This window comes from Hirschia litorea, from assembly GCF_042665075.1.
GTDB lineage: Bacteria > Pseudomonadota > Alphaproteobacteria > Caulobacterales > Hyphomonadaceae > Hirschia > Hirschia litorea.
Genome location: NZ_JBHTBR010000004.1, coordinates 86,849 through 98,621, shown reverse-complemented (window position 1 = coordinate 98,621; position 11,773 = coordinate 86,849). Strand labels below are relative to the sequence as shown.

The window sequence follows — 11,773 nt, the reverse complement described above, 5'->3', positions numbered from 1 at the left end:
AAGGAGGGCAGGTTATGAAATTAGGGTTGTTTTCACTTAGTCTAGCAGTCAAGGAACTTGCAATTTCTAAGGTATTTTACGAAAAACTGGGCTTTAGTGCATATGCGGGTCATGAGGAGCAGGGTTGGCTAATCATGAAAAATGGCGACACAATTATCGGATTGTTTGAGGGCATGATTGAGAAAAATATGCTCACCTTTAATCCCGGTTGGGATGAGAATACCAATCGCCTAAAAGACTTTACGGATGTACGCGATATTCAGAAATCCCTAAAAGCAGACGGCATAGAGATCGAAAAAGAAGTCAATGAAGATTCAATTGGTCCGGCCAGCTTTATTGTCATCGACCCTGATGGAAATCCAATATTGATTGATCAGCACGTCTAAATCCAGATTTGGATTTTTTATGTCATGCCTATGTCATAAGGTGGAATTAAGTCTGGCTCCAATTCTGCTGCATTAGGTGATTCATGAAACTACAGTTTAAATGGGCAAGTCTGTTTGCTCTTCTCCTTTTGGGAGTGGCTTCATGTGCGACCCCGCCTAAAAGCGTTCCGCAATCATCGCAGGTGAGTGCGGAAGATGAATTGCCAGCATCTGAGCGATCGACTGTAATATTAATCGGGTTAGATGGTTTGCGGTGGGATGGTGTCGATCGAGCAGATACCCCAAACATTGATAGTCTTGTCCAGCGGGGTGTGCGGGCAAAGGGGATGCAACCTGTTTTTCCTTCCAAGACATTTCCAAATTTTTACGCATTGGCGACTGGATTGCATCCTGAAAATCACGGCTTTTTAGTCAACCGTCCTTATGATCCAGTTTTTGACGAGACCTTTACCAATGATAGTTCATCCGTTGAAAAATGGTGGGATGACGGTATTCCCATATGGAATGTACTTGAATCTCAAGGTGTGCGTACAGCCACCGCTGGTTGGGTTGGGTCTGAAGCTAGTATCAATGAGATTGGTCCCACCTATTCGATTGCCTATTCGAGCTTAATGACGAAATTTCCGCACGAACGTGTTGATATGGTGTTGGGTCATTTAGACCGTGCAGGCGATGCGCGTCCTCATTTTCTTACGCTTTATCATGATGATATTGATCAGAACGCACACCGCTTTGGGGTAGATTCCCCCGAAGAAAAAGCCGCTATTTCTAGAATGGATGGAATGGTTGGAAAGCTGCTAGATGGCTTGCGCAAGCGCGAGCTGTTAGAGAATACCAATATAATAATCGTGTCAGACCACGGCATGCTGAATGTTGATTTAGAGAAAAAGATCTATCTTGATGACTATATTGATATGTCCTTAGTTAGAGAGCGCAATCTCGATTTAGGGCCGTTTGCAGCGGTTTGGCCATTGGATCCCGCAGATACGCCGCAATTGCTTGCGAACTTGCAAAATGCTCACCCTCATATGAGCGCCAAGCTTGGAACGGATGTTTTTACGCATCGACCGTTAGGTGCGCCGCCGCATGATAGAACGCCGCCTATAATGGTGACGATTGACCCTGACTGGTATGTGACAACGCGCAACGCCGAAATAGCAGCCGAGAAGACGGGGTGGTCAGTTAGTCCTATAGGCAATCATGGTTATCTCAACACGCTAAGAGATATGCATGCGACGTTCATCGCGGCAGGGCCAGCCTTTAAGCAAGGTGAAATGATCGATGTTTTTGAAAATGTGAATGTGCACGGCATGATTGCTGAGATATTAAATGTTGAGCCTGCGCAAACGGATGGATCACCAGAAGTTTGGCGTAAGCCATTCACTGATAAATTTCGATCAAGATTAGATGCGGATGCAGATAATTAGTCTAGACTAATGGCTAAACGGGGCACGAGTTTGCAGTTGGGTGCAATTATGCATGCCTGCATCCCGCTTGACATGTTCTCAGAAGTAAAACATAAGGCCCGCTGCGATGCGTTTCCACAAAACGCATGGGTAAGACTGGCGGCGTGAAGCACGCGCGGGAGACATCCGCACTTGAGCCGGCCCCCTGAGACGCACATCTCACAAACGCCCTGATTCACGCGGGTCGTCTCTTTAACGAGCGCCCGTGCGCCTTTCTGATGAGAAAGGGGCCTGTGATATTTTGCGTTCATCTGTATGCGAAAGTAAATCGTGACAACATTCTCTGATTTTGATCTGGCTGGTCCAGTCCTTAAAGCCTTGACTAAAGAAGGCTACGAAACTCCAACTCCAATCCAAGCCCAAGCTATTCCGCTTGTGATGGAAGGCGGCGATATCCTTGGTATCGCTCAAACAGGTACAGGTAAGACAGCTGCATTTGCTTTGCCGCTTCTGCACCACTTATGTAAATATCCTGACATGCCAGCACCCGGTGCTGTGCGTTGTCTTGTAATCGCACCGACACGTGAACTTGCAAGCCAGATCGCTGAAGCTTTCAGCAAATACGGCCAATGCCTCTCATTGCGCGTTGTAAAAGTATTTGGTGGTGTGCCTATCCGTAAGCAAATGCGTGACTTGCACCGCGGGGCAGATGTACTTGTTGCAACACCAGGTCGTTTGATCGACTTGATGGAGCAGAACGCAGTTGATCTTTCTTATGTTGAGAAACTTGTTCTTGATGAAGCTGACCAAATGCTTGACCTTGGGTTCATCCACCCATTGCGTCGCATTGCGGGAGCTGTTCCTGAAGACCGTCAAACATTGTTCTTCTCTGCAACAATGCCAGACAATGTCTCTGGGCTTTCTAAGCAGTTCTTGAAGAACCCGAAAAAAGTATCCATTGCGCAAGAATCAACAACAGCTGAACGTGTTGATCAATCCATGACACACGTGAATGCAGCTCAAAAAGCACCTTTGCTTTTGGTGAAATTGCAAGATGAGTCCATTGACCGCGCTCTTGTGTTTACACGCACAAAACATGGTGCGGACAAGGTCGTAAACAGACTACTTGCAGCAGGAATACGTTGTAGCGCGATCCACGGAAACAAATCTCAAGGTCAGCGTGAGCGTGCATTGAATGCTTTCCGTAATGGTGACACGAAAGTGCTCGTTGCTACGGATATTGCTGCGCGTGGTATCGATGTGCCAGGTGTATCACACGTCTTCAACTATGAGATTCCAAACGTACCAGAACAATATGTACACCGCATTGGTCGTACAGCGCGTGCCGGACGTGAAGGGCAAGCCATCTCATTTGTGGCACGTGATGAAAAGAAATACCTTCTCGACATTCAACGTCAGATCCGGATGAAAATCCCAATTGTTGATCTGCCGGATGGTTTCGTTGATTTGGCTGAAGAAATTACAGCAAATGCAACGCCAATTGAAGAAGAACGCCCACGTGGTCGCGGTGGCCGTGACGGTGGTCGTGGCGGACGTGATGGCGGTCGCGGTGGTCGTGATGGTGGACGTGGAGGTCGTGATGGCGGTCGTGGCGGACGCGATGGTGCGCGTGGCAGCCGTGATGGTGGCCGTGGTGGATATAAAGGTCGTGACGATCGTGGTGATCGCGGTGACCGTCCACAGCGTGAAGATCGCCCATTCCGTGCAGACGCGCGTACTGAACCAGCTTATGAGCCACGTGCAGAGCGTTCTGAACGTCCCAATCGTGATGACCGTTTTGCGCGCCGTGAACGTCCAGAAGGTGGGCGCGGTGAAGGTCGAGGCTATCAAGGCAATCGTGAAGGCGGTCGTTCAGAGGGCGGACGCGGTGAAGGCCGAGGCTATCAAGGCAATCGCGAAGGCGGTCGCTCAGAGGGCGGACGTGGTGAAGGCCGAGGCTATCAAGGCAATCGTGAAGGCGGTCGTTCAGAAGGCGGACGCGGTGAAGGCCGTGGCTACCAAGGACGCCGTGAAGGTGGTCGTTCAGAAGGTGGACGCGGTGAAGGTCGCGGCTATCAAGGGCGTCGTGAAGGTGGCCGTGATGGTGGACGTGACGAAAATCGCGGTGGATATCAAGGACGTGAAGGCGCGCCGCGCCGTGAGGGTCCTAACCGTGCAGAACGTTTAGCAGGTGAGCGTCCTCCAAGTCGTGGGTATGAGGGAAGCAATCCGCGCCCACGTACAGAGTACGACAAGAAACGCGCAGCTGATGGTCGCTCATGGGGTCAAGATCGCAAAGAAGGCGGTCGTCCAGACAATAAACGTGGCGGCGAGCGTACATGGAAACGTCCAGAAGGTGGTCGTTCTGATGGACCGCGCCAAGATGGTTATGAAGAGGGCGCAAGCCGTCCAACTCGTGGACGCTCTGAGCGTCCTACATATCCGGGTACACGTGGCGGAAATTCTGAAGGTCGCGGATTTGAAAAACGTGGCGGCGGTGATCGTTTTGAAAAACGTGGACCACGCGGCGAAGGTAAGTCTGATGCACGCGGTGATAAAGCGGGTTTTGGTGCACCTAAAAAGCCAAGTGGCGGTAAGCCGCGTCGTGGACCAGCTCCAGGACCAAAGAGCAAAGGCCCATTCAGTGGTCGCAAGCCAAGCTTTGCACGCTAAATTTTAGCGATAGCAATTTAGATTAAAGTCAGCCCATTCTCGCTAACCCGAGAGTGGGCTTCTTTGTGTCTGGCCTTCATTTTACTTCCGTATCAAATCAATAAAAATGAACCTTTTGCTTCTTGGGCATGACTATACTGTCAAACAGGAAGGAAATCGTCACCGTGTCACGCAATCTTACAGACATACGTACGCTTGAAGCGCTTGATGAATATCAGGCGATACTTGCAATTGGCGGTGATCGACGGGCTTTCGAGCTGCTGTATAAACGTTGGTATCCCAAATTGTTGCGGTTTGCTTTTCGGCGAACCGGGGAGCGTGAAGCAGCATTGGATGTTGTTCAGAATGCTGCGCTCACAATCGCAAAAGATATTCATCGATTGAGCGATCCTGCAGCGTTTGGTCCGTGGGCCTATACGATAGTGCGTCGTCGTGCAGCGGATTATGTTCAATCCAAAATACGCGCTCGAGATGTTCAGGCCGAATTAGAGCGCCAGCCCACACCCGCAGCTCCAGATCAGGACCATGAATCATTCGCATTAAAGCAGACTTTGGGTGCCTTGCCCGAAGCTGACCGAAAATTGCTTTTGCTTTTTTATGTTGATGGGATGCGCCTGAGGGAGATTGCAGCAGGAATGAGCATTCCCATTGGTACGGTTAAGTCACGTCTGTATGCGGCACGCGAAAAACTAAAAGCAGTTTATGAATTAACAGAAGAAGGAACGTTGTAATGAGTGGATTTGATGACCGTTTGAAAGGCCTTCTAAGTGCTGAAGATGAGGCTTTTATTGATGAGAGTCTGAATGAGGATAGCTACTATAAAGAAGCTTTTGCAAGCTTGAGTGGGCCAGGCAGAGGAATGAATATTATGGCTTGGATTGGTGTTTTCATTTTTTCAGGGGTGATACTGTACTCAATTTTTGCATTCTTTCAGGCAGATACGGTGAAAGATCAGATTATGTGGGCAGCATTAGCGATTATGGGAAATACAGCGCAAATCGCGATGAAGCTCTGGTTTCACAATCGTTTGAATCGGTTTGCCATTGTGCGTGAAATCAAGCGCCTCCAGCTAGAAATTGCACGGTCTAGCTCAATCTAGATTAAAGTCAGCCCATTCTCGCTAATCCCGAGGATGGGCTTCTCTGTGTCTGCGGCGTTATCAGAAATGGGCCACCACGATGCAAGGCCTAAATCTGTCTTTCGCCCTCGAGTCTACAAAATGGAAAGCGTCCGCTATTCGCCAGAAGTGGACATTACCCTTTAAACAAAAAGCGCCCCAAAATGGTCACGCTGTAGAGCCAAAGTAGAACGCAGAATGGTAAGACATTTACGAACATAGAAAGTGATGGAAGTGTAAAGCGTTGATAAATTTCATTTCTCGAGCGCCCTTTGTTGTTCTCGGCGCAATTGGCCTAGTTACTCTGTCATCTAGCTTTATTGACCTGCATCAGAGTATTGTGGATTGGGTGACAATTTATCAGACCATCAGCCATGCATTGTGGGATTTTTTACTTGGATGGGTTCCTAAATTTACTGGATGGGAGCTCACTAAATGGGCAAAAGACTACATGACTGCTGGGGTGATAGTAAGTAGTGCAGCTTATCGTACCTTTTCTAAGTTCGGTAAAGATATGCTAATTTTAATGTGTGTGCTCGCATTCGTTTGTTGGCCGATGTTTATATATGTGCTCGTGTGGGAGTTCTGGTTTAAACGAGACACAGACGGTTACAATCCCTTTTTAAGAGAGATTCCCGATCTAGTTATGAACGTTAGTGAAGAGGATATGTCATACGATTTCTACTACACGCATTATAAAGGGCAGGTAAAAAGCCTAGGTCTCTTGTTTTTTGAAACCTTTATATACGCGGCTCTGACTATCGCTGTTAGTTATGGGCTGATGTTTTCTTCAACACACTAACACATATCATAGCTTAGAGATCATCAGTAGTCTTTGGGCCACTTTTACCCTGATGAACAGGAAGAGTTTCGCCAAAAGGTGACAGTTACGTTCTAAAGGAAGTAGTTAAGATTAAGTAGACTTTATCGCGACGGATTACTTATTTTAATGAGTAGTTTAATATCGATATTTCGTTGGGAGGGGAAACTATATGCTTGGCGTTCTCAAGTTTGTTCATGACTCATTTGGCATTTTTCCATTGGATAGCCGACCAATTTTGAGAAGAGCGGTTATTTCGTTGATTTTTGCACTTTCGATGTCAATTTTAATAAATTTAAGGTTGCATTTATACGCACTGAATTATGGTGCCAGACTCCATTTTGAAGGTATTGCTTTTGCTGCCTATTTTAGTTTTACCGTAGCTTTTTTTACAGCGTTTTTGAGTTTTACGTTTGTTTCAACTCTTCCTCCTTTTGTCGAAGTAATTAGGAACCACTTTAATTACCAGAAATTTGATTCATCAAGCTTACCTTTAAAGATTCGAATGATTTTATTTCAATTTTCTGCTCTATTTTTGTCTTTCCTAATTCTATTTTTATTCATTAATTTGTTCTCACTGATTGATGGGGTGTTTAGCACGTTTCAGTATTTCAAGTTGACCTTTCTATTTGCTGGTGGTGTGGCAATTTTTTTCGCAATCCCTAGTTCCCCTTTCTTCGGCGAAGCGTCGAAATGGCCCGAATATTACGCTAGTTTTGTCGCCCTAATTATCGTGGTGGCAAGTATATACGTTGTGGCTATAAGGTCTTTTGAAACAAACCTTAAATCTATTGGATACGGTGGTGGGCGCATTATTTCTATAAAAATGGACAATGGCGAAACATACTCAAACGTTGGATTGTTCCTGCGTTCCAATGGCTATTTTACTGTCTATGACAACAAAAAAAATCGTTTTATTGAGCTCCAAAAATTGCACGTCAGCGAAATAAGATACAGTCCATCTTACTTTGAAGGCGAAGTACTTCCTCCGCTACTTGAAAGATGACACAAAGGTTTTAAAATCGTCTTCGTATTGTTTCTAAGACTATCTGGAGAGGTACTGAACGACCATTTATGCCAAAACCCGCCATTGCTACCCCCTTGGGTGAGCAGCTTTGTGGATGGCTTTCAATCTATCGCTTTCTACGCCTGTATAAATTTGCGTGGATGAAAGACTTGCATGGCCTAGCAATGTTTGGATCGAGCGAAGGTCTGCGCCATTGGCCAATAGGTGTGTTGCGAATGAGTGTCTTAAAGCATGCGGTGTGGCTGTGGCTGGTAAATCCAACGCATAGCGCATCTGCTCAACAAGCTTTTGGATTATCCGCGCATTTAGCTTATTGCCCTTAACGCCGCGAAATAATGGTCCGTCATCATCACGCAGAAAAGGGCGCTTCTCAAAATATGAGTTAAGCGCATCCCGCACGACAGGAATAAGCGGTACGAGTCGTACCTTATCGCCTTTCCCGCGAATACGAAGCACGTCTCGCGCAGGAATATCTGCATCCGTAAGTGACAATGCTTCGGAAATACGAAGTCCCGCACCATACATCAGGGCGATCATTGCGGCATCGCGTGCGGCCACCCAAGGTTCGATATCTTGGTTTTGGACTTCTTCAAGCAAATTTTTTGCTGCATCCATCGCAAGCGGGCGGGGTAATCTTTGCGCGCGCTTGGGAGCTTTCACCATTTGAATACGCGCATTCGGTTTATCGAGCTGGCGATCCATAAATTTGAAAAATGCCCTCACAGCCGATAAAGCGCGACTAAGGGATGTGGCTTGCAACTCATCATTGGCACGGCGATGGGCCAGCCATGCGCGCACATCGCTCGGTGTAAGTTTAGTCAGATCATCCACATGGGCCTCGCCGCCGAGGTGGTTGGTTAAAAATCCTAAAAAACTGGCGACGTCCCGTTGATATCCGTCAATCGTATGTTCTGACATGCGGCGTTCGTGCGTTAAGTGCTGCACGAATGCGTAAAGGGCTTGCGATGCTGTGCGCGGCGCATGTGAATGTGTGTGTTCGGGGGTGGATGCAAGGTTGGCCATAACTTAATCATGCCGCTTAGATGTTAACTCAAAATGGACGCGCGCAAATGGGGATGTGTTTCTTGTGAGAAATCTGTGGTGTTTGTGCGAATGCCTGTTGTCGAGGCGTGTGCAACAAGCGAGAATTGGCGCATGAGTCTTTTTCCCGAGCCAGATTATCAAATTGCAAGTGTCTTGCTGCCAATGCCTCTTCCTGAAGCATTCGACTATCGCTTGCATGAAGATATGAAAGTAGAACTTGGCCAATTCGTTACTGTACCACTTGGTGCGCGTTCAGTGACGGGGGTTGTGTGGTCTCTAAAAGATGGGCCTTCTAAGCGTCCTCTTAAATATGTGGAAAGCGTATTGGAAAGCGCGCCTTTGTTGCCGCAAGTTATCCGCGATTTTGTTGATAGGTCAGCAAAATATACATGTACGCCTTTGGGCAATATGTTGGCTATGTGTATGCGTTCTCGCGATGCTTTATTGCCGTCTCCAGTTGAAAATTACGTGTTTAAAAAGCAGGGCGCACCCTCGCGACTAACACCTGCCCGCCAGAAGGTGCTCTCTATCGCACCAGACACTGCGCAGGCAGGTATCACAGCAGCAGAACTAGCGAGGCAGGCAGGGGTCTCGGCAGGGGTAATAAAGGGTTTAATCGAGGCTGATGCGCTTGGTCAGGAAGAATTTCCGATAGATAAACCGTTTAGAAAGCCTAACTCTGAATTAAAAGGGTTTGACCTAACTGACGAGCAGCAAGCAGGCGCTGACGCTTTGTGTGAGGCTGTGCGCAGCCAGACATTTAAGCCAATATTGCTCGACGGTGTCACGGGGTCAGGTAAGACGGAAGTCTATTTTGAGGCAATCGCAGAAGCATTGCGAATAGACCAAACAGCGCAGATTCTTGTTCTGCTTCCTGAAATCGCATTGACACAGGCTGTAAGGGAGCGATTTGAAAACCGGTTCGGCGCTGCACCAGCTGAATGGCATTCTAACGCGACTCAAAAAGAGCGCCGCCGCGTGTGGCGTGAAGTGGGCGCTGGTCGTGCGCAAATTGTTGTGGGGGCCCGATCAGCCCTGTTTTTGCCTTTTCAAAACTTGCGCCTAATCATTGTCGATGAAGAGCATGACGGTTCCTACAAACAGGATGAAGGCGCTGTGTATCAAGGGCGTGATTTATCTGTCATGCGCGCACATATAGGCGCTGCAACGGTTGTTTTAGCCTCTGCGACACCATCCCTTGAAACGCTGGCAAATGCATATCAAGGCAGGTATCAACACATAAAACTCCTTGCGAGACCGGGCGCTGCGGTGCTTCCAGACATTCTACTCGCAGATATGAAGCAAAACCCTCCAGCAAAAGATTGCTGGCTGTCGCCCTTGCTTATCGACGCGTTAGAGCAAAACTTAGACGCGGGGGAGCAGTCGCTTTTATATCTCAATCGTCGCGGCTATGCGCCATTGGTGATTTGTAAGGGGTGCGGCGAAAGATTGAAGGCTCCAGATACTGAAAGCTGGCTTACCGAACATCGCTATACGGGAATGCTCGTGTGTCACCTCACTGGTTTTATGATGAAAAAGCCAGTCAATTGTCCACATTGCGGCGCGGCAGATTCCCTAATGGGTGTTGGGCCTGGTGTGGAACGTTTGGCAGAAGAGGTGCGCGGGCTTTTTCAAGGCGCAAGAGTTGAGGTTTTCTCATCAGACACCGCTAAAAGTCCAGAAGAACTCAATGGCATTATTCACCGCATGGAGCAAGGACAGGTAGATATCCTCATCGGAACTCAAATTGCAGCAAAAGGCCATAACTTTCCGAACCTTACCTTGGTTGGCGCAGTAGATGCTGACTCTGGCTTAAAGGGCGGCCAAGGCTCAGATTTGCGCGCAGGTGAACGTACATTTCAATTGCTCTCTCAGGTCTCTGGTCGTGCAGGACGTGCTGACAAACCGGGGCGTGCCATTATTCAAACGTATGCACCAGATTCTCCTAGTATTCAGGCGCTTCTAGCCAATGATCGTGATTGGTTCATGGAGTTGGAAATGAAATCACGCGAAGATTTGGGATTTCCACCCTTTGGCCGTTTGGCGGCTGTTGTTATTTCGGCTGAAAATTCTCTTGCCGCTGATGATGCTGCATCTGCCTTTGTACAGGGCGCGCCGAATGTGGATGGTGTGGATATTTGGGGGCCAGCACCAGCGCCGATAGCGGTGCTTAGAGGGCGTCATCGTCGTCGTTTATTAATACGTTCAAACCGAAATGTAGATTTGTCAGCTTATGTGTCGTCTTGGCGAGAGCGTATAAAGCTGTCTAGTTCTGTGCGTGTGTCGCTGGATATAGAGCCTTATAGTTTCATGTAATTTCAATCCATAGATTGGGGCGTTTGACAGATATCAATACACGCACTTATAAATGATATATCATTTGTATGAGGTTGGTATGGCGAGAACGAAACGAATGTTTGTGGATGGGGCGTTTGGTCAAATCCATTTGCGGATGGCAGTGCCTAAAATCATGAGCAAGCGGCCCTTGCTCATGATGCATATGAGCCCGAAATCAGGTCGGCTATTTGCTGGTTTCGTTGAGGATGCATCGACCGATCGGATAATCATTGCGCACGATTATCCTGGATTTGGCGAATCAGATCCACCCCCTTCAGATCCGCATGTGACGATCGAGGATTATGCGCAGAGTGTTTGGGATGTTGTGGATGCGTTGGATTTAGGGAAGGTTGACCTTTTAGGGTATCATACAGGGTCTGAAGTTGTTGCTGAGGCTGCAAGGCAGCGCCCTGAAAGCGTTGGTGGTATTGTTATGGTTTCAGCGCCAATATTCACTGCAGAAGATATCGCGGAAATGAAGCAAACTTATTCCTTCACACCTCTAGATGCAGAAGGAACGCGTTTCAAAAAGATGTGGGCCGCCGTGAAAGCGCATCGAGGACCGGGGATGACATTGGAAATGATGGCGGTGACATTTTCTGAAAATTTGCGTGCGGGTGAAAACTATGATTGGGGCCATCGCGCCGCGATTGAATATGCGACGACTTATCCTGAGACGGTGAAAAAATTGCCTCACAGAATCACAGTTTTAATGCCCGATGATGATCTGGCTTTCTATACGCCAAGAATTATTCCATTGCTTCAAAATGGTGAAGTTGTCGATTGCCCTAACTGGGGGCACGGCTTTCTAGATGCTCACCGTGAACAGGCGATAAGCGTAATTAAAACAGCTTTGGATGCTAGTTAATTATTGGCTTAGTTGTGGCTTTCATAAGCACGTTTTAAATCAATCATAGCTTCGCCAAAATCTTTGTGTATTCTTCGTGCCAGTTTGTAGGAGGC

At 47.7% G+C, this 11,773-nt stretch carries 10 protein-coding genes; 9 read left to right on the top strand and 1 reads right to left on the bottom strand.

Annotated features, from left to right (window positions below; translation table 11 throughout):
- The first annotated feature begins 14 nt into the window (after nt 1-14).
- From ACFQS8_RS07665 to ACFQS8_RS07635, 7 genes are all read left to right on the top strand, one after another.
- On the top strand, nt 15-386 hold the full coding sequence (locus ACFQS8_RS07665) for a VOC family protein (protein WP_382166717.1): 372 nt from the start codon (nt 15-17) through the stop codon (nt 384-386).
- Nucleotides 387-469: 83 nt separating this feature from the next.
- The gene (locus tag ACFQS8_RS07660; protein ID WP_382166716.1) at nt 470-1,813 is read left to right on the top strand and encodes an alkaline phosphatase family protein; all 1,344 of its coding nucleotides are present in this window, start codon (nt 470-472) and stop codon (nt 1,811-1,813) included.
- A gap of 309 nt (nt 1,814-2,122) precedes the next feature.
- Complete coding sequence (locus tag ACFQS8_RS07655; protein ID WP_382166714.1) at nt 2,123-4,465, top strand: DEAD/DEAH box helicase; 2,343 nt, start codon at nt 2,123-2,125, stop codon at nt 4,463-4,465.
- Between the two features lie 164 nt (nt 4,466-4,629).
- Entirely contained in the window at nt 4,630-5,196 is a 567-nt protein-coding gene (locus ACFQS8_RS07650; protein WP_382166713.1) for an RNA polymerase sigma factor, read from the top strand.
- On the top strand, nt 5,196-5,564 hold the full coding sequence (locus ACFQS8_RS07645) for a DUF6768 family protein (protein WP_382166712.1): 369 nt from the start codon (nt 5,196-5,198) through the stop codon (nt 5,562-5,564). The genes ACFQS8_RS07650 and ACFQS8_RS07645 overlap by 1 nt, the downstream gene beginning before the upstream one ends.
- Before the next feature lie 262 nt (nt 5,565-5,826).
- Entirely contained in the window at nt 5,827-6,384 is a 558-nt protein-coding gene (locus tag ACFQS8_RS07640; RefSeq protein WP_382166711.1) for a hypothetical protein, read from the top strand.
- A gap of 190 nt (nt 6,385-6,574) precedes the next feature.
- Nucleotides 6,575-7,408, top strand: coding sequence for a hypothetical protein (locus ACFQS8_RS07635; protein ID WP_382166710.1), 834 nt, complete (start codon nt 6,575-6,577; stop codon nt 7,406-7,408).
- Between the two features lie 87 nt (nt 7,409-7,495).
- Here ACFQS8_RS07635 and ACFQS8_RS07630 read toward each other — a convergent pair whose 3' ends face one another.
- Entirely contained in the window at nt 7,496-8,452 is a 957-nt protein-coding gene (locus tag ACFQS8_RS07630) for a tyrosine recombinase XerC (RefSeq protein ID WP_382166709.1), read from the bottom strand.
- A 132-nt stretch (nt 8,453-8,584) separates the two neighbouring features.
- On the opposite strand from ACFQS8_RS07630, the gene ACFQS8_RS07625 reads away from it, so the two are divergent.
- Complete coding sequence (locus ACFQS8_RS07625) at nt 8,585-10,789, top strand: primosomal protein N' (protein WP_382166928.1); 2,205 nt, start codon at nt 8,585-8,587, stop codon at nt 10,787-10,789.
- 79 nt (nt 10,790-10,868) lie between these two features.
- On the top strand, nt 10,869-11,678 hold the full coding sequence (locus tag ACFQS8_RS07620) for an alpha/beta fold hydrolase (protein WP_382166708.1): 810 nt from the start codon (nt 10,869-10,871) through the stop codon (nt 11,676-11,678).
- Nucleotides 11,679-11,773: the final 95 nt, after the last annotated feature.

What these genes read in the sequence shown, in the direction of transcription:
- ACFQS8_RS07665 (WP_382166717.1), top strand. Translation starts at nt 15, where the DNA reads ATGAAATTAGGGTTGTTTTCACTTAGTCTAGCAGTCAAGGAACTTGCA.
- ACFQS8_RS07660 (WP_382166716.1), top strand. Translation starts at nt 470, where the DNA reads ATGAAACTACAGTTTAAATGGGCAAGTCTGTTTGCTCTTCTCCTTTTG.
- ACFQS8_RS07645 (WP_382166712.1), top strand. Translation starts at nt 5,196, where the DNA reads ATGAGTGGATTTGATGACCGTTTGAAAGGCCTTCTAAGTGCTGAAGAT.
- ACFQS8_RS07635 (WP_382166710.1), top strand. Translation starts at nt 6,575, where the DNA reads ATGCTTGGCGTTCTCAAGTTTGTTCATGACTCATTTGGCATTTTTCCA.
- ACFQS8_RS07630 (WP_382166709.1), bottom strand. Translation starts at nt 8,452, where the DNA reads ATGGCCAACCTTGCATCCACCCCCGAACACACACATTCACATGCGCCG.
- ACFQS8_RS07625 (WP_382166928.1), top strand. Translation starts at nt 8,585, where the DNA reads ATGAGTCTTTTTCCCGAGCCAGATTATCAAATTGCAAGTGTCTTGCTG.
- ACFQS8_RS07620 (WP_382166708.1), top strand. Translation starts at nt 10,869, where the DNA reads ATGGCGAGAACGAAACGAATGTTTGTGGATGGGGCGTTTGGTCAAATC.